The organism is Bradyrhizobium sp. SZCCHNRI2009 (assembly GCF_032485115.1).
In the GTDB taxonomy this organism is placed as follows: domain Bacteria; phylum Pseudomonadota; class Alphaproteobacteria; order Rhizobiales; family Xanthobacteraceae; genus Bradyrhizobium.
Genome location: NZ_JAUEUH010000001.1, coordinates 1,043,723 through 1,060,916, shown reverse-complemented (window position 1 = coordinate 1,060,916; position 17,194 = coordinate 1,043,723). Strand labels below are relative to the sequence as shown.

Here is a 17,194-nt window from a genome sequence, read left to right as displayed (position 1 = left end):
CTGCGCCCGCGATCAGCACCAGCTTGAGCAGGATGTAGTACAGCCAGTGCCGCGGAAACGGGGTGTCGGGCTTGCTCATCGCGCAATCTCCCAGGTCGTGACCGGCTTGCCGTCGGCGCCCTTGCCGTCCTTCAATACGATACCCATCGCGGCGAGTGCGTCGCGGAGGCGATCGGACTCCTTGAAGTCCTTGCGCGCCCGGGCCGCGGTACGCTCGGCGATCAGGGTTTCGACCTTGGCGGCGTCGACGCCTTTGGCCTGCTGCTTTCGCGCTTCCCATCGCGCGACGGTGTCCGACAGGAAGCCCGCAAAGCGGAGCGAGCCGGCAAAGGCCGCGCGGTCCGTCTCGCCGCCGGACGCCGCACGGCTCCGCAACGCGTGCAGCTCTGCGATCATCAGCGGCGTGTTGAGGTCGTCGACGAGGGCGGCGATGATCTCGGGCCCCGGCTGCTCACCCGGCGCATCGGCCACGACGCGATACCAGTCGTCGAGCGTCTTCGCGCTCTCCTCCAGGCCCTTGACGGTCCAATCGGCCGGCGAGCGATAATGCATCTTGAGCATGTTGAGGCGCAGCACCTCGCCAGGCCAGTCCGCCAGCAGGTCGCGGATGGTGACGAAATTGCCGAGGCTCTTCGACATCTTCGCGCCCTCGACCTGGACGAACTCATTGTGCAGCCAGTAGTTCGCCATCACCGACGTGCCGTGCGCGCAGCGCGACTGCGCGATCTCGTTCTCATGATGCGGGAAGATCAGATCGAGTCCGCCGCCATGGATGTCGAAGACCTCGCCGAGATAGGCTGCGCTCATCGCCGAGCACTCGATGTGCCAGCCCGGCCGGCCGCGGCCCCACGGGCTGTCCCAGCCCGGCTCGTCCTCCGACGACTGCTTCCACAGCACGAAGTCGGCAGGATTCTTCTTGTGCGCATCGACGGCCACGCGCGCGCCGGCGAGTTGCTCGTCGAGCCTGCGGCCCGACAGCGCGCCGTAGTCCGGCATCGACCGGGTGTCGAACAACACCTCGCCGCCCGCCTCATAGGCGTGGCCACGCGCGATCAGTTGCTTGATCAGGCTCACCATATCCGCCTTGCCATCAGGGCGCGGCAGCACGAACTCGGTGGCGCGTGGCTCGAAGGTCGGCGGCAGGCTGCCGAGCGCAGCCGCGTCGCTGCGGAACTGATTGGCCGTCAGCTCCGTCACCTTCCGGATCGCCTCGTTCAGCGGCAGCCCGGGAAAGTCGCGCGCGGCGCGGGCGTTGATCTTGTCGTCGACGTCCGTGATGTTGCGGACATAAGTGACGTGATCCTTGCCATAGAGATGCCGCAGCAGCCGGAACAGCACGTCGAAGACGATCACGGGCCGCGCATTGCCGATATGGGCGAAGTCGTAGACCGTCGGTCCGCAGACATACATGCGGACATTGTTGGGATCGAGCGGCACGAAGGGGCGCTTCTCCCGCGACGCGGTGTCGTACAAACGCAAGTCCATGGTCCGTCCCCGAATGCCCTGTGCTCACCGCCCCGCCGGACCGACAGTCCATGACGAAGCGAAACGGGTGTCCTACGCCGCACGACCGCCCGCGAGCGGGCCGCCACGGCACGAATCACACTTCCGACCTGCCGGCCGGGCGTCCTGATCATCTCTGTTGAGAAAAGACGGCCTCAGCCAGCGAATCGCTAGCGCGTAATCTCGCGGCAAATGCAGCAGATGGCGAGGAAACCGTTCATGAAACTCACCATGCTGCAGCAGACTGTCTCCGTCAAGAGCCGCAAAACGGCCGTTTTCACTGCCCAAATGCTCGCGCCCCGCCTCATGGTTAATCATTTTTAAGCTTTTGGGCCTAACCATGAGTTGTCTCCTACACCCACCGGTGCACCATGCGAATCTCCCCGGCGCTGCTCGCCTGCTGTGTTCTCCTCGCCGCCGCGACCACCGCCACGGCGGAGAGTCGCATCTTCATCATCGCCAACGAAGCCGACGGCTACGGCGTCGACCAGTGCCTCGCCAAGGGCGACCGATGCGGCGCCTCGGCCGCGCGGTCGTACTGCCAATCACGGGATTTTGCACAGGCCTCCTCCTATCGCCGCGTCGACCCCGATGAAATCACCGGATCGGTGCCGAAAGCCGGCGCAAACTGCGCCCGTGGCGGCTGCAGCGACTTTGTCGCGATCACCTGCCAGCGCTGAGACGGCCGGGAACGGCGGTTCCCGCCACCCCGGCGCCCTGGAAACGACGTGACGATGCCCGACAAAGCGGCTATGGGATGCCCGCCGCTGCCGCGATTTTTCCGAATTCTGTGCTAGTCCCGCGGCTGCACCCATGGACCGGAATACCGCATCTTGATCGCATCCCTGTCTCCGCGCCTGCTGGCCGTGTCTGCGCTGCTCGGACTGACCCTGACCGGCTCGCACGCCCTGGCGCAATCCAGCTCCGATTCCTATGCGCAGATGCCGCCGGGCCCGCCCGGACCGCAGGCCGGCGTCAATCCGATCTGTCCGCGCCTGGAGGCGCAGCTCGCCTCGATCGATCGCGGTGGCGGCGATCCCGCGCGTGAGGACCAGATCCGACGCTATCAGGATGCTGCCGCCAAGCAGCAAGGCGAGCTCGACCGCGTCAGCATGCAGGCCAAGCGCATGGGCTGCGACAGCCCGGGCTTCTTCTCGATCTTCAACGGCCGCTCGGCCGAATGCGCCCCGGTGAACAACCAGATCCAGCAGATGCGGTCCAACCTGGACCAGATCATGAGCAGCCTGGAGCGGCTCCGTGGCGGCGGGTTCGGCGGCGAGCGCGACAACCAGCGCCGCTCGGTGCTGGCAGCCCTCGGCCAGAACAATTGCGGCCCGCAATATCAGCAGTACGCTAACGCCAATCGCGGCGGCGGCGGCAACTTCCTGACCAGCCTGTTCGGCGGCGGTGCCGACAGCAATCCCGCCGCATCGCTGCCGCCGCCGAGCGCCGATCTCGCGGCGCCGCAGGGCACCTACCGGACCGTGTGCGTGCGTAGCTGCGACGGCGCCTATTTCCCGATCTCGTTTGCCACCGTTCCCGGCCGCTTCGCCGACGACGAGCGCGCCTGCAAGGCGCAATGCCCCGCCGCCGACGCGACGCTGTTCACCTATCGCAATCCCGGCGAGGACATGAACCAGGCGGTCTCGGTCAACGGCCAGCCCTACACCGCGCTGCCGAACGCCTTCAAGTATCGCACCGAGTTCAACCCGAGCTGTTCCTGCAAGGCGCCCGGCCAGACCTGGGCCGACGCGCTGAAATCGATCGACGACCGGGCCACAGCCGCCGAGCAGGGCGACATCATCGTTACCGAGGAGAGCGCCAAGCGGATGCAGCAGCGCCAGACCGGCAAGCCGCCGGCGAACGCCGCCCGCAAAGGCGCCGCACCGGCCGATGCGGCAGCGCCCGCGACCGCGGACGCCACGACGGGCGCCGGTGGCGACAAGCAGATCCGCACGGTCGGACCGACCTTCATTCCCGCGCGTTGAGCGAGATCGCCGGGTCATCCTTCGAACGCATCTGAGGACGCGCGGCCAGCGAGATCGGGCGACATGACTTCGACCGACGGCCCTAGCGCGTTCGCAGGCTTCCAACGATTGCGCAGCGCTGCGAGACGAACGATCTCGGCCGGGGACACGCCGTCGACGAGAGTGGCACCGCCAGTCGCGTCACCGATCTCGCAGCCATGCAGGTCCGACGTCTTGCGAGGCACGACCGCGAGCGCACCCGAGAGGCTCGCCAAGGCCAGCAGCAGCGAGCCGCGCACGCGCGCCAGGAGAGCGTGACGGGCGTCGCCCGCCAGCGGCCCGGGGAGAACCGTTTCGAAGCCTGCCACTGCCGGTGCGATCGGCAACGTCTCGGCGGTGACGCCGAACCGCGCCGCGACTGCAATAGCCGGCGATTCCTGCGGCATGTCCGGCCCGGACAGCACCACACCGCGCACCCTCGCAGCTCCGAGCGCATCGACGGCCATCGCCAATGACAGCGCGGATTCGATGCCTCCGGTCAGAGCCAGCACGATCCCGGTGAAGCCATGCTTCTCGACGTGGTCGCGCAGGCCGAGCACGCGGGCCGCGTAGTCCGCCTCGTCGCCCTCGCTCGGCGTGGTGACCGGTCCCCGACACTGCCAGCCGTCGTCTCCCCTGCTCCATGCCAAGGTCGTGACCTCAGCGGCGAAGCCCGGAAGCTGCGCGGCCACCGAGAGATCGGCGTTCAGCGCGAACGATGCGCCGTCGAACACCTTGCCGTCCTGACCGCCGACCTGGTTGAGCCAGACGAGCGGCAGATCGCTTTCGGTGACGCGCGCCACGGCGGCCGACAGGCGCCGGTCGCCGCCGCTGCGCAGGTAGCATGAGCGGCTCGGCACGACGATGAGTTCGGCCCCGGTTTCCGCCAGCGTCTCGATGACGTTTTCGTCGTTCGAGGATTCTTCGGGCGAGATGTCTTCGCCGATCGCGACGCCGATGCGGACGCCCCGTACGCTGAGCGGGCCGGCCGCCGGGCCGCACATGAACACGCGCTTCTGATCACCATCGGCCAGGTTGGCCTTGAAGCGCGTCGCGGCGATGCGGCCGGTGTCGAGCAGCACGCAGGCATTGTAGAGCTTGCCGTCGTCGATCCAGGGCGTGCCGATCAGCACCGCCGGCCCGCCATCGGCGGTCTCGCGCGCGAGAGCCTCGATCGCGGCCCGGCACGCGGCCTGAAATGCCGGCTTCAGCACCAGATCCTGGCATGGATGCCCCGCCAGGAACAGCTCCGGCAGCACCACGAGATCGGCGCCGTCGGCCGCCGCCCTCGCCCGCGCCTCGCGCGCCTTCGCGGCATTTCCCGCGATGTCGCCGACCGTCGGGTTGAGCTGGGCCAGCGTGATCCTGAAGATGTCGGCGGCCATCGCTCAACTCATTCAAAGCAGCCCGAGCCGCTCGGCGATCGCGAACAGCCAGAAGCAGCCCGACATCAGCAGCGCGACGCCGACGGCAGCCGAGCCGAGATCCTTGACCCGGCCGATCTGCAGATCGTGCTCGGTGGTGAGGCGGTCGGCGAGCTTCTCGATCGCGGTGTTGAGCAGCTCGACGACCAGCACCAGCACCACCGCGCAGACCAGCTCGACGCTGCGCATCGGCGTCGCGCCGACGACATAGGCCAGCGGCAGCGCCAGCAGGAACGCGACCACCTCCTCGCGCACCGCCTGCTCGGAGCGGAGCGCGAAGGCCAGGCCGTTGCGCGAGTTGACCGTCGCGCGCCACAAACGCAGCATCAGAAGCCCGCGACGGCCGGCATCGGTGCGGTCTTGCCGCCGCGCTGCTGCTTCAGCAGCTCGGCGATCAGGAACGCCATGTCGATCGACTGCTCGGCGTTCAGCCGGGGATCGCACACCGTGTGATAGCGGTCGTTGAGATCCTCGTCGGTGATCGCGCGCGCGCCGCCGATGCATTCGGTGACGTCCTTGCCGGTCATCTCGAGATGGATGCCGCCGGCATGGGTGCCCTCCGCGGCATGCACCGCGAAGAACGCCCGCACCTCGGATACGATGCGATCGAACGGCCGTGTCTTGTAGCCCGAGGTCGAGGTGATGGTGTTGCCGTGCATCGGATCGCACGACCACACCACCTTGCGCCCTTCCCGCTGCACCGCGCGGATCAGTCCCGGCAGATGATCGCCGACCTTGTCGGCGCCGAAGCGGTTGATCAGGGTCAGCCGGCCCGGCTCGTTGTCGGGATTGAGGATGTCGATCAGCTTCAGCAGCTCGTCCGGCTTCAGCGACGGGCCGCATTTCAGGCCGATCGGGTTCTTGATGCCGCGGAAATATTCGACATGGCCGTGGTCGAGCTGGCGGGTGCGGTCGCCGATCCAGATGAAATGGCCCGAGGTCGCGTACCAGTCGCCGGTGGTGGAATCGACCCGGGTGAAGGCCTGCTCATAGCCGAGCAGCAGCGCCTCGTGGCTGGTGTAGAAGTCGGTGGCGCGCAGCTCCGGATGGCTCTCGAGGTCGAGGCCGCAGGCGCGCATGAAGTTGAGCGCGTCCGAGATGCGGTCGGCCAGCTCCTTGTAGCGCCGCGACTGCGGGGAATCCTTGACGAAGCCGAGCATCCACTGATGCACGCTGCCGAGATTGGCGAAGCCGCCGGTGGCGAACGCGCGCAGCAGGTTCAAGGTCGCCGCCGACTGCCGGTAGGCGTCGAGCTGGCGCTGCGGATCGGGGATGCGCGCCTCGGGCGTGAAGGCGGTGTCGTTGACGATGTCGCCGCGATAGCTCGGCAGCTCGACGCCATTGATCTTCTCCGTCGGCGACGAGCGTGGCTTGGCGAACTGGCCGGCGATGCGGCCGACCTTCACCACCGGCACCGCGCCGGCATAGGTCATGACCACGGCCATCTGCAGCAGCACGCGGAAGAAGTCGCGGATGTTGTTGGCGCCGTGCTCGGCGAAGCTCTCGGCGCAGTCGCCGCCCTGCAACAGGAATGCCTCGCCCGCCGCCACCCGCGCCAGCGCCTTCTTCAGGTTGCGCGCCTCGCCGGCGAACACCAGCGGCGGGAAGGTCGCAAGCTGCGCCTCGACCTCGGCGAGCGCCTTCTGGTCGGGATAGTCAGGCACCTGCTGCACCGGCTTGGACCGCCAGCTCTCCGGGCTCCAGCGCTCGGTCATGGCTCTCTACTCCCTCTCGGCAACTGCACGCCAAATTCCCCGCGCGGCGGCGCGCGCCTTATACACAGCCTGCTCCTGTGCCGCCACTTGGAATTTAGGGCGCGGACACAAGGGCTTGCACCGCCACCCGAATTTGACTTTGCTGCGGAAGGGCAAGTGATGGGAGGACGAGGCGTGGCTGAGACGGGATCCGACGGCGTTTCGAGCGAGGATCTGACCCTTCCGGCCGTCGATGGCTTTGCGCTCGCGGGCACCCTGTTCATGCCGCGCGGCACGCCGGCGCATGCCGTGCTGATCAATTCCGGGGCGGCGATCCCGCGCCGGATCTATCGCGGCTTCGCTGCTCATCTTGCCCAGCAGGGTTGCGCGGTTCTGACCTACGACTATCGCGGGATCGGCGGCAGCCGTCCCCGCTCCCTGAAGGGCTTTGCGGCCTCGATGACCGACTGGGCCGCACTCGACATCACCGGCGCGGTCGGTTGGATGCGTGCGCGCTACGGTGCGCTGCCGCTGCGCTATGTCGGCCACTCCTTCGGCGGCCAGACGCTCGGCCTGCTCGCCAACAACACCGAGGTGTCGCGCGCCCTCTTCATCGCCTCGCAGGCCGGCTATTGGAAGCTGATGGCCCCGGGCGAACGCTGGCGCGTGGCGACGATGCTCAACGGCGTTGGCGTCCCGCTGACTCATGCGCTGGGTTACACGCCGGGCTGGAGTGGCGTCGGCGAGGACCTGCCGAAGGGTGTCTTCCTGCAATGGGTGCGCTGGATCATGAGCCCGCGCTATCTGTTCGATGACGCATCGCTGCCGCTTGCCAACTACGCCAACTTCAAGAGTCCCGTCCGGGCGCTGTGCCTCGCCGACGATCCCTGGGCCACGCGGCCCGCGGTTGAGCTGCTGTGCGCTGGTTATACGGGCACGACGCCGGAGCTGCTCGACATCGCGCCGCAGGACGTCGGGGCGTCCGCGATCGGCCATATGGGCTTCTTCCGCGCGGCGCATCGCGACACGCTGTGGCGCAGCGCGACGGAGTGGCTGCTCGAAAGCTGACGCGATCGGTTCGTCATAGCCCATGAGCGAGCGCTCCCGCGGCAGATGCTGCCCGAGCTGTGCTGAGGTCGTTCACCCTCATCAAGTCGGAGGGCGCAGGGAAGGCCAGGCGTCGGCTGACGCCTGCGGCCCGCCTGCGAAAAAAAATGCAGGCGGCAGGTACCACAGGTGCAGCCGAGAACGCCCGGCCTTCCCTGCGCGACGGTCTTAACGCTTATACGCAGTCTGCCTGGTGCGCCGGGCTTGTTGGCCACCATTCGCGACAATGCTTGCGCATTGCGCGGGACACCAGCATCGGGGTGTCAGCACGCTGCGACTTCACGTCCGCACCATGCCGTTCGTCGGCGCGTCCGAAGACACGCTGCGGCACAAGCGCGGCCATCGCTCCCCGCCTCGCGTGTCGTGACGATCGCGCGCAACGCCCCTCCGGCCGAGGCGGGATGCGCGCATCAAAGCACAATTTCTGAATTTCGTAAAGTAGATTCTGCCCGACGGGCCGTTTGCGCAAGGCACATCTGTGGGGAGTCCTGCCTCGATCCGCCGGGTGCAGAAGCCGGACCGATTGCGCTGGTCGAGCTCGGCCGGAACGCTCGGAGGTCGACCTACACCCCGGCCATGCGCGCCAGGACGGCACAACGGAACGAACCGCGTGACCGGCCGTTGCTCCTGTGCTGCATCATTTCTCGGATCCTCCAGATGTCGTGCACGCCTTTCCATGAGGGCAGATGATGACCGCAGCCCGGACCACAGCGCGCGCGCTCGCGGCGTCGACGCCCAGCCGCCTGACCAACTCGACACCATCCCTCCAGCCGCTGGCGCGTCGCAGCCGGTCGCTGGCGAAGACTCATCCATTTCTTCTGGCGGCAGCGGCGGCCACGGCCGTCCTGGCCATCACGGCGCTCGTCAATCGCCGCCTCGCCAAGTCTGCCGAGCGGGCCAATCCTCCCGCCGGCCAGTTCATGGACGTCGACGGCGTCCGGCTGCACTATGTCGAGCGCGGCACCGGCGTGCCGCTGGTGCTGCTGCACGGCAACGGCAGCATGATCCAGGACTTTGCCTCCAGCGGCCTGATCGATCTGGCGGCGCAGAACTACCGTGTCATTGCGTTCGACCGGCCGGGCTTCGGCCACAGCGACCGGCCGCGCAACGTCGTGTGGACGCCGACGGCGCAGGCCGGGCTAATCAAGAGCGCGCTCGATCGCCTGGGCGTCTCGGAGGCCTTCGTCCTGGGTCATTCCTGGGGCGCATCCGTCGCCGTCGCGCTCGCCCTCGAACATCCGGCCATGGTCAAGGGCATGGTGCTCGCCTCTGGCTATTACTATCCGACCTTCCGGTCCGACGTGGTGGCCGGATCGGCTCCGGCCATTCCCTTGCTGGGCGATATCCTGCGCTACACCATCTCCCCTCTGATCAGCCGGATGATGTGGCCGCTGCTGATGGCCAAGCTGTTCGGCCCGCGATCGGTTCCGGCGAAGTTTGCCGGCTTCCCCAAGGAAATGGCGGTTCGCCCGTCGCAGATCCGCGCCTCCGCCGCGGAGGCCGCGCTGATGATTCCCGATGCTTTCCGCTTCAGGAGAGCGTACGGTGAGCTGAAGATGCCGGTCGTGATCGTTGCCGGTGATCAGGATCGCCTGATCGACATCGACGCCCAGTCCAGACGGCTTCATCACGACGTCAGCCAGAGCACCTTTCGCCGCGTGCGCGGCGCCGGCCACATGGTGCATCAGACGGCGACCGAGGCCGTCATGTCCTCGATCGACGAAGTCGCAGCGGCGGCGTAGTCGGAGGGCGAACATGGCTGCGGCTGCCGGATTGCGGGATCCGTAGCCTGCAGAGCGGCGAAGAAAGCGGGGATCGAACTTATGCCGGCCGAGGACGCGTGCATGCCGATCTGGCACGAAAAGCATCTGCGCGCTGCCACCAAAGCTGCCGGCGTGGCCCTGTGGTCGTGGAACGTCGACACCGACGCGATCACGATGGACGAGCGCGCCTATGAGCTGTGGGAGGTGCCCAAGACCAAGAGCAGGATCACGTTCGAGGTGCTCTCCCAGAACATTCACCCCGCCGATCTCGAACGGGTGAGATCGGCGTTTTCAGCGACACGGGCGATCGTCGGCGCTTATGAGATCGATTTTCGCATTCTCGCGGATGGCGAAATCCGCTGGATTTCCGCCCGCGGCCAAGGTGACGATGCCGACATCGCCGAGCGGCTGATGTTCGGCGTCTTCCTCGACGTGACCCAGCGCAAGCAGGCCGAAGAAGCCAACGAGCTGCTGGCGGGCGAGATGAGCCATCGGGTCAAGAACCTGCTGACGATCGCCACCGCGCTGACGCAGATGACGTCGCGCACGGCGGCGACAAAGGAGGACATGGCCCACGAGCTCGCCAGCCGGCTGATCGCGCTGGGCCGTGCCCAGGATCTGATACGTCCGCGGCCGGGCGGGACGAACCAAGCAGCCCTGCTCGGCGATCTCGTCTCGGTGCTGCTTGCCCCCTATGATGAGAAAGGCGCCAGCGTCCGCATCCGTGTGTCGGTGCCCAAGATGAATGTCGGAGAACGCTCGAGCACGACATTGGCGCTGGTGATCCACGAGCTCGCGACCAACTCGGCGAAATACGGCTCGCTGTCGGTTTCGAGCGGCACGCTGGACGTGTCGTGCAGCGCGCATGACGACGAAGTGGTGATCATGTGGACCGAGCGCGGCGGGCCGCCGAAGTCGGCCGACACGACCGAAGGCTTCGGCAGCAAACTGATCCATCGCAGCATGAACGCCCAGCTCGGCGGCACCATCGCCTTCGACTGGTCCGCCGAAGGCCTGGTCGTGACGCTGCGCATGAGCCGGGAGCGGATGGCGAACTGACGCCCCTGGCCGCCCGTGTCGCTTCGTTCACGTGGGCACTATATGCAATCCTCCCAGGACATGACCGCCGGCAAGATTCCCGTCCTCCAGTAGATCACCTTATCATCCCGGGTCTCGAAAATGATCGCTCTCTTGGCATCCGGGCTCTTGGCGATCACCCAATGATTGGGTGCGGGTGGCGGCTCCGTGACACCCTGCTTCAGCCGCTCGGCCTTGTCTTCCTCGGTCTCCTCGCTCTCGTATGGCGCGAATGTCCGCTCCGTCGCTCCATAGGCACCCGCGATGTCGGCCTCCGTCGACCCCACTCCAACTCCGTTCGCGTCGACGATCTTCGGATCTGGTCGACGCCCATCGTCGAGAAAGAGGTAGATCACGGCAATCCTGCCATCGACGATCACGTAGGACAGCGCTTCGTCCTTGCCGTCGGCGCGACTGGCGACATAGCACTCCTTCGTGTACGGCGGCTCCATCGGACCAAGCTTTGCGTTCAACGCACGCTCGGCCTCGGCAACGGTCATGCCCAGGTCGACCGGCCCCACGCCACGCCAGGACATGACCTCGGCGTGGCTCGAGGTCGATATCGCCGCGATAGCCGCGAACAAGAAAACCAGAACTCGCATGGATCACCCCTATCGACGCCTCCATGCATATAGCAACATGTAGTGAATACGGCAGATTTATGCGACATCCGCACGAGTGGGTGAACGGGAGTCATCCAGAGTTGGGCAAGGACGCTAGATTGCTTCGCTACGCTCGCAATGACGGTGGTGTGAGCGCACGACACACTCCCAGGCGTCATTCCGGGGCAGACCGCTCGACAAAATAGCGGAGCCATTTGACGTGAGAGCTGAGCGCGGGTTCCAGAGCCACGACGGGCCGCTGCGACGACGAAAGCGAAAATCTCGCGCAATGATCCCGTCTGTGGTTATGGATTCCCGGCTCGCGCAGGCGCGCACGAGCGCCCCGGAATGACGAGAGGTATACAGATCGCATGATGGTGGGCACGGCGCTCGCGCGCCTTTGCCCACCCTACGGCACGTCGCCTGGAGTGCCTACTCCGCCGCCATCTGCCGTGGCGCCGGCGGCGGGCTGGCGAGGTCGGCGGCGAGTTGCGCATAACGCACTTTCGCGTCGTTCACCGCCTTCTCCTTGACCGGGCCGTAGCCGCGGATCTTGTCCGGCAGCGACAGGAATTCGACGGCGATGTCGACGTTGGCAGGCGACAGCAGGTTCAGCACGGTGGCGACGTCTTTCTCATAGCCGGCGATCAGGTCGCGCTCCATCTTGCGTTCGGCCGCGTAGCCGAAGACGTCCAGTGGTGTGCCGCGCAGGCCCTTCAGTTTTGCCAGCAGGCGGAACATCTTCATCATGCCCGGCCCGAAGCTGCGCTTCTTCGGCCTCCCTTGCGGATCGAGGCCGGAATTGAGGATGGGCGGCGCGAGGTTGAAGCTGATCTTGTAGTCGCCCTCGAACGCGTCATGGAGCTGCTTCTCGAAGCTGCCGTCGGAGAACAACCGCGCCACCTCGTACTCATCCTTGTAGGCGAGCAGCTTGGCATAGTTGATCGCCACCGCGCGCGGCAGCGCCTCGCCGTAGCCGCCCTTGTCGGCGGCTTCGCGCACCTGATCGACCAGCTTGCGGTAGCGCTTGGCGAGCCGCGCATTCTGATAGCCGGTAAGGTACGCCATGCGGTGGGCGATGATCTCGTCGAGCGTCATCGCCTCAAGCGATTTCGGCGGCACCGCCTCGTCCTTGCCGGTCATCATGTCGGCGAGCCGCTCCGGGTTGACCACCGCGAGGCGGCCGAGCCGGAACGCCTCGGTGTTCATCTTGACCGCGACGCCGTTGATCGCGATCGCCTTCTCGATCGCCTCGGCCGACAGCGGCAGCAGGCCCTTCTGGTAGGCGTAGCCCATCATCATCATGTTGGTGGCGATGCTGTCGCCAAGCAGCGCTTCGGCCGGCTTGGTGAAATCGAGGAAGGTCGAGTCCTTGTGCAGCGCCGTTTCCAGCAGGCTCGTCACCTTGCGGTTCTGGAAATTGAAGTCGCGGTTGAGCACGAAATCGGCGGTCGGGATCAGATGGCTGTTGATGACCCCATGGGTGCGCTCGGCATCGCACAGCGTGATCGTCTCCTTGGCACCCGCCACCACTTCGTCGGCGGCGATGACGAGGTCGGCGGTCCCCGTGACGATGCGCGAGCAGGTCACGTCAGCCGTATTCTCGGAGAGGCGGACATGGCTGAGCACCGCGCCACCCTTCTGCGCGAGGCCCGACATGTCGAGGATCATCGAGGCCTTGCCCTCGATGTGCGCGGCCATGCCGAGCAGCGCGCCGATCGTCAGCACACCGGTGCCGCCGACGCCGCCGACCGCGACGTTGTAGGGCCGCTCCAGTGACGGCTTGGTCAGCGGTTCCGGCATCTCGCCGATGTCGCCGAGCTCAGCGGGCGCGCGGCTGCGCGGCTTGCCGCCGTCGATGGTGACGAAGGACGGGCAGAAGCCCTTCACGCAGGAATAGTCCTTGTTGCAGGAGGACTGGTTGATGACGCGCTTGCGCCCCAGCTCGGTCTCCAGCGGCTCGACCGAGATGCAGTTCGACTGCACCGAGCAGTCGCCGCAGCCCTCGCAGACGGCCGGATTGATGAAGACACGGCGCTGCGGATCCTCCATCGTGCCGCGCTTGCGGCGGCGGCGCTTCTCGGCGGCGCAGGTCTGCACGAACACGATCGCCGAGGCGCCCTTGGTCTCGCGGAGCGTCTTCATGACGTTCTCGAGCTCGTCGCGATGCGCGAGCTTGACGCCGGGCGCGATGCTGTCGGCCGGATAGGCGTCGGGATTTTCCGAGACCAGATAGATCTCTCGGATGCCCTCGGCATGGAGCTGGAAGGTGATCTGCTGCGGCGACAAATCGCCGTCATGGCGCTGGCCGCCGGTCATCGCGACCGCGTCGTTGTAGAGAATCTTGTAGGTGATGTTGGCCTTGGAGGCGATCGACTGGCGGATCGCGAGGCTGCCGGAATGGAAATAGGTGCCGTCGCCGAGATTGGCGAAGATGTGCTTCTCGTCGGTGAACGGCGCGATGCCGACCCACGGCACGCCCTCGCCGCCCATATGGGTGAAGGTCTCGGTGTTGCGGTTCATCCACAACGACATGAAGTGGCAGCCGATGCCGGCCAGCGCGCGGCTGCCCTCGGGCACCTTGGTCGAGGTGTTGTGCGGGCAGCCCGAGCAGAAATACGGCGTGCGCGCCACCGGCGAGACCAGTTGCATCTGCGAGGCGTCGCGGCCATTGAACCAGTCGGCCTTGGCGCGCAGCATCGCCTTGATCTCGGGGTTGAGGTCGAGGCGGAGAAGACGCTCGGTGAGCGATGTCGCGAGCGAGGCGACGGAGAGCTCGGTGGCAAACGGCAGGAAGCGCTTGTCGTGGTCGTCCATCTTGCCGACGATGCGCGGGCGGACGTCGTCGCGCCAGTTGAACAGCTCCTGCTTGACCTGGTTCTCGACGATCTCGCGACGCTCCTCGATGATGAAGATCTCCTCGAGGCCGACCGCGAACTGCCGCACGCCTTCCGGCTCCAGTGGCCAGGGCATGCCGATCTTGTAGAGGCGAAGCCCGATCTTGGCGGCGACCTCCTCGGTGATCCCGAGCTCGCGCAGCGCCTGGCGGATGTCCTCATAGCTCTTGCCCGACGCCATGATGCCGTAGCGGGCGTTCGGTGAGTCCATCGTGATGCGGTTGACCTTGTTGGCGCGGGCAAAGGCGATCGCGGCAAAGCCCTTGTAGTCCTGCAGCCGCCGATCCTGCTCGAAGCGGTCATCCGGCCAGCGCAGATTGAGGCCGCCCGGCGGCATCTCGAAATCGGCGGGGATGACGAACGGCGTCATCTCGTCGTTGAGGTTGATCTCGGCGGTCGTCTCCACCGTCTCGGTGATCACCTTCATTCCGACCCAGCAGCCGGAATAGCGCGACATCGCGATGCCGAGCAGGCCCATCTCGATCATCTCGTGGATCGAGGACGGATAGAGATAGGGCATCAGCGCCGAGATGAAGGCATGGTCGGACTGATGCGGCACGGTCGAGGATTTGGCGCCGTGGTCGTCGCCGGCGAGACAGAGCACGCCGCCGTTCTTGGCGGAGCCGGCCGCATTGCCGTGGCGAAACACGTCGCCGCAGCGGTCGACGCCGGGGCCCTTGCCGTACCAGATGCCGACGACGCCGTCATACCTGCCGCCGGGCGACAGTGCGAGTTGCTGCGAGCCCCAGATCGCGGTCGCCGCGAGGTCCTCGTTCACGCCGGGCTGGAACTTGATGTTGTACTGCTCGAGATGCTTGCGGGCCGAGAACAGCTGCTGGTCGTAGCCGCCGAGCGGCGAGCCGCGATAGCCGGAGATGAAGCCGGCGGTATGGAGGCCGGCGGCGCGGTCGCGCCGGATCTGGGCCATCGGCAGCCGCACCAGCGCCTGGATGCCGGTCAGGAAGATGTGGCCGGAGCTTGCGGTGTATTTCTGGTCGAGATTGATCTCGCTCTCGTTGAGTCCCATTCCGCCCTCTTGCCGTGCCTTGTCAGGGTGCGCGGCTGCCGCCGGCCGGCGGAAGCGCGCGTTCTGCCAATCATTTATGTCTGCTTTTGAAGAATGCGCATCACAAATCTCGTCTGCGCAGGGCAGCCAACCGAAATCGCAATTTCGTGGCGGGAGCCGGCTGCGGCTTTTGCGGTTTGTGTCGAAAACGGCCACTGCCGCGAAATGGGATGATGCGCACCATGGCTTTGGCGGCTCGGCGGACGGTTAGTGAACCGTTGTGGCCGGCGCGATTCTGGCCCGAAACGAATTGTGCGATGCGACAAGACCGCGGTCGTTCATCCCCGATCGTCGCCCGCGAATACGAAGCGCGGCATGTTCCATTTGTAGCGGATCGCGAGCAGCCGGAACGACAGTCCGAGCGCGAAGGTCAGCGCCGTCCACCATCCGCTGGCGATGCCGAGCGACAAGCCGGTCGCATAGACCAGGCCCGTGACGAGGGACACGCTGGCGTAGAGCTCGGCGCGAAACAGCAATGGCACGTCATTGCACAGGATGTCGCGCAGCACGCCGCCGGCGCAACCCGTGATCATCCCGGCGACGATGACGATGCCGATCGGCACGTTCATCTGCCAGGCGATGTCGCAGCCCGTCATCGTGAACACGACGAGGCCGACCGCATCGAGAACGAGGAACGCCATGGTCAGCCTGTGAACCAGGCGCGCCATGGCGATCGTCACGAACGGCGCCAGCACGGTCAGCAGCAGCAAGGACGGCTGCTCGACCCAGGCAAGCGGATAGTGGCCGAGCAGCACGTCGCGCAAGGTGCCGCCGCCGAGCGCGGTGATCGCCCCCAACAAGCAGACGCCCATCCAGTCCATACTGCGGCGTCCCGCCGCCAGCGCGGCCGTCATCGCCTGCGCCGCCAGCGCCACCCAGGTCAACAGATGCAACACGCTGTCACCGGGCGGCAGGTTCCACATCGAAGGCTCCAACAAACAGGACGGAGAATCGCAGTGCACGCGAGGCACCTTAGCGCGCGGTGCAACGGATCGACTGGCGATTTCGTAAGGTTTCGCGGAACAGAGCCGGGGCCCGACTGGTTGTCGGGTGACAATCGCAAGGAGGACATCATGGCCAACGAACGGCTCCCGAACGAACGCTATCCCGACGGCATGAACCGGCCGGACATGACGACGCGGCCCGGCATGCCCGGTGCCGACATGACCGGCGCCGACTACGAGCGCGCGGCGCGGACGGACAGCCAGCTGCAGCCCGATCCCGAGTTGAGGGAAGGCTCCGCCTCGACCGGCCGGATCGCAGCGTACGCCCTTGGCATCGCGATTTTGCTCGGCGCCGTGTTCTACGGGCTGAACAACATGTCGATGCGCAACGATCAGGCGAGCACCACGCCGGCCTCGCAATCCGCCTCGACCACCAAAGATAACACCTCGCCCGGCGTGACGACCGGCGCCGCGGGAGATCGCACCACACCGCCGCCGGCGGCCCCGAGCGACAAGCCCAACGCCATCAAATAATCTCGCGGACGGCAATCAGCCGTCCCACTCCTGGGCGGCGGGTGAGCATCACCCGCCGCCGTTTTTTGGCGAGTCCTCCGACAAATTACGCGAAGCGTGCGAGGGCCGCCATGGAACCATAGCAGCGCGAACCGGTTGGCTCATTGACACTCTCACCCAGGAGATACGTAATGAAAGCTCTCTCCATAGCTATCGCAGCCGCGGCAAGCACGCTGGCCGTGACTGCCGCTTCGGCGGCACCGATCTCTCCCGTAGCCTCGGCGGTCCCGCAACGAGACATCCAGAACGTCCGGATGGTCTGTAACGAGGAAGGCCGCTGTTGGCGCGAGCGCAGTGAACGCCGCGTCATCATTCAAGGCGAAGATCGCGATTCCTACGCGTACGCTCCGCGTGAGCGCTACATCGAACGGCGCGGCTACGAAGACCGCGGCGGCATCGGCTTCCGCGCCCCGGGCGTCAGCGTCGGCATCGGAACGGATCGCTACTAAGCGATTTCAGCAAATCAGACTGAAAAGCCGCGGCAGAGTCCGCGGCTTTTCTACAGGCGGATGAGATCAGAATCTGCGGGAGGACGGGC

At 66.3% G+C, this 17,194-nt stretch carries 14 protein-coding genes; 7 read left to right on the top strand and 7 right to left on the bottom strand.

Going from position 1 to position 17,194, the window contains the following annotated elements; genetic code table 11:
• Positions 1 to 75: 75 nt before the first annotated feature.
• The gene (cysS, locus tag QX041_RS04770; protein ID WP_315827366.1) at positions 76 to 1,485 is read right to left on the bottom strand and encodes a cysteine--tRNA ligase; all 1,410 of its coding nucleotides are present in this window, start codon (positions 1,483 to 1,485) and stop codon (positions 76 to 78) included.
• A gap of 389 nt (positions 1,486 to 1,874) precedes the next feature.
• Here cysS and QX041_RS04765 point away from each other — a divergent pair, with 389 nt between their 5' ends.
• Positions 1,875 to 2,183 carry a hypothetical protein gene (locus QX041_RS04765; RefSeq protein ID WP_315714511.1) on the top strand — a complete coding sequence of 103 codons (309 nt, stop codon included), beginning with the start codon at positions 1,875 to 1,877 and terminating at the stop codon, positions 2,181 to 2,183.
• A 153-nt stretch (positions 2,184 to 2,336) separates the two neighbouring features.
• Complete coding sequence (locus tag QX041_RS04760) at positions 2,337 to 3,491, top strand: DUF2865 domain-containing protein (RefSeq protein WP_316164585.1); 1,155 nt, start codon at positions 2,337 to 2,339, stop codon at positions 3,489 to 3,491.
• Positions 3,492 to 3,505: 14 nt separating this feature from the next.
• Here the strand turns inward: QX041_RS04760 and QX041_RS04755 are convergent, their stop codons facing one another.
• The 3 genes from QX041_RS04755 to QX041_RS04745 are packed head-to-tail and all read right to left on the bottom strand — an operon-like array spanning position 3,506 to position 6,648.
• Positions 3,506 to 4,894 (bottom strand): nitrilase-related carbon-nitrogen hydrolase, encoded by a 1,389-nt coding sequence (locus QX041_RS04755; protein ID WP_316164584.1) that lies wholly within the window; start codon positions 4,892 to 4,894, stop codon positions 3,506 to 3,508.
• Between the two features lie 12 nt (positions 4,895 to 4,906).
• A complete protein-coding gene (locus QX041_RS04750; protein ID WP_315749679.1) occupies positions 4,907 to 5,260 on the bottom strand; it encodes a diacylglycerol kinase in 354 nt (117 codons plus the stop codon).
• A complete protein-coding gene (locus tag QX041_RS04745) occupies positions 5,260 to 6,648 on the bottom strand; it encodes a class II 3-deoxy-7-phosphoheptulonate synthase (RefSeq protein ID WP_315749678.1) in 1,389 nt (462 codons plus the stop codon). The genes QX041_RS04750 and QX041_RS04745 overlap by 1 nt, the downstream gene beginning before the upstream one ends.
• Before the next feature lie 174 nt (positions 6,649 to 6,822).
• On the opposite strand from QX041_RS04745, the gene QX041_RS04740 reads away from it, so the two are divergent.
• The 3 genes from QX041_RS04740 (at position 6,823) to QX041_RS04730 (ending at position 10,556) form a co-directional block, all read left to right on the top strand.
• Positions 6,823 to 7,695, top strand: coding sequence for an alpha/beta fold hydrolase (locus QX041_RS04740; RefSeq protein WP_315714516.1), 873 nt, complete (start codon positions 6,823 to 6,825; stop codon positions 7,693 to 7,695).
• Positions 7,696 to 8,423: 728 nt separating this feature from the next.
• A complete protein-coding gene (locus QX041_RS04735; protein ID WP_316164844.1) occupies positions 8,424 to 9,476 on the top strand; it encodes an alpha/beta hydrolase in 1,053 nt (350 codons plus the stop codon).
• 102 nt (positions 9,477 to 9,578) lie between these two features.
• Positions 9,579 to 10,556, top strand: coding sequence for a sensor histidine kinase (locus tag QX041_RS04730; protein ID WP_316164583.1), 978 nt, complete (start codon positions 9,579 to 9,581; stop codon positions 10,554 to 10,556).
• A gap of 38 nt (positions 10,557 to 10,594) precedes the next feature.
• Here the strand turns inward: QX041_RS04730 and QX041_RS04725 are convergent, their stop codons facing one another.
• The 3 genes from QX041_RS04725 to QX041_RS04715 all read right to left on the bottom strand — a co-directional run bounded on the left by QX041_RS04725 (position 10,595) and on the right by QX041_RS04715 (position 16,062).
• The gene (locus tag QX041_RS04725; RefSeq protein WP_316164582.1) at positions 10,595 to 11,176 is read right to left on the bottom strand and encodes a hypothetical protein; all 582 of its coding nucleotides are present in this window, start codon (positions 11,174 to 11,176) and stop codon (positions 10,595 to 10,597) included.
• 432 nt (positions 11,177 to 11,608) lie between these two features.
• Positions 11,609 to 15,100, bottom strand: a complete 3,492-nt coding sequence (locus QX041_RS04720) for an indolepyruvate ferredoxin oxidoreductase family protein (protein ID WP_316164581.1) — start codon at positions 15,098 to 15,100, stop codon at positions 11,609 to 11,611.
• Between the two features lie 317 nt (positions 15,101 to 15,417).
• Positions 15,418 to 16,062: a trimeric intracellular cation channel family protein gene (locus QX041_RS04715; RefSeq protein WP_315749670.1), complete on the bottom strand. Its 645-nt coding sequence runs from the start codon at positions 16,060 to 16,062 to the stop codon at positions 15,418 to 15,420.
• Between the two features lie 150 nt (positions 16,063 to 16,212).
• Here QX041_RS04715 and QX041_RS04710 point away from each other — a divergent pair, with 150 nt between their 5' ends.
• A complete protein-coding gene (locus QX041_RS04710) occupies positions 16,213 to 16,617 on the top strand; it encodes a hypothetical protein (protein ID WP_316164580.1) in 405 nt (134 codons plus the stop codon).
• Positions 16,618 to 16,787: 170 nt separating this feature from the next.
• Positions 16,788 to 17,105 carry a hypothetical protein gene (locus tag QX041_RS04705; protein ID WP_315749667.1) on the top strand — a complete coding sequence of 106 codons (318 nt, stop codon included), beginning with the start codon at positions 16,788 to 16,790 and terminating at the stop codon, positions 17,103 to 17,105.
• Positions 17,106 to 17,194: the final 89 nt, after the last annotated feature.

Bases quoted from the DNA above. Each gene is read 5' to 3' on its own strand.
- cysS (WP_315827366.1), bottom strand. From the start codon at position 1,485: ATGGACTTGCGTTTGTACGACACCGCGTCGCGGGAGAAGCGCCCCTTC.
- QX041_RS04765 (WP_315714511.1), top strand. From the start codon at position 1,875: ATGCGAATCTCCCCGGCGCTGCTCGCCTGCTGTGTTCTCCTCGCCGCC.
- QX041_RS04755 (WP_316164584.1), bottom strand. From the start codon at position 4,894: ATGGCCGCCGACATCTTCAGGATCACGCTGGCCCAGCTCAACCCGACG.
- QX041_RS04750 (WP_315749679.1), bottom strand. From the start codon at position 5,260: ATGCTGCGTTTGTGGCGCGCGACGGTCAACTCGCGCAACGGCCTGGCC.
- QX041_RS04745 (WP_315749678.1), bottom strand. From the start codon at position 6,648: ATGACCGAGCGCTGGAGCCCGGAGAGCTGGCGGTCCAAGCCGGTGCAG.
- QX041_RS04735 (WP_316164844.1), top strand. From the start codon at position 8,424: ATGACCGCAGCCCGGACCACAGCGCGCGCGCTCGCGGCGTCGACGCCC.
- QX041_RS04730 (WP_316164583.1), top strand. From the start codon at position 9,579: ATGCCGATCTGGCACGAAAAGCATCTGCGCGCTGCCACCAAAGCTGCC.
- QX041_RS04725 (WP_316164582.1), bottom strand. From the start codon at position 11,176: ATGCGAGTTCTGGTTTTCTTGTTCGCGGCTATCGCGGCGATATCGACC.
- QX041_RS04720 (WP_316164581.1), bottom strand. From the start codon at position 15,100: ATGGGACTCAACGAGAGCGAGATCAATCTCGACCAGAAATACACCGCA.
- QX041_RS04715 (WP_315749670.1), bottom strand. From the start codon at position 16,062: ATGTGGAACCTGCCGCCCGGTGACAGCGTGTTGCATCTGTTGACCTGG.
- QX041_RS04710 (WP_316164580.1), top strand. From the start codon at position 16,213: ATGGCCAACGAACGGCTCCCGAACGAACGCTATCCCGACGGCATGAAC.
- QX041_RS04705 (WP_315749667.1), top strand. From the start codon at position 16,788: ATGAAAGCTCTCTCCATAGCTATCGCAGCCGCGGCAAGCACGCTGGCC.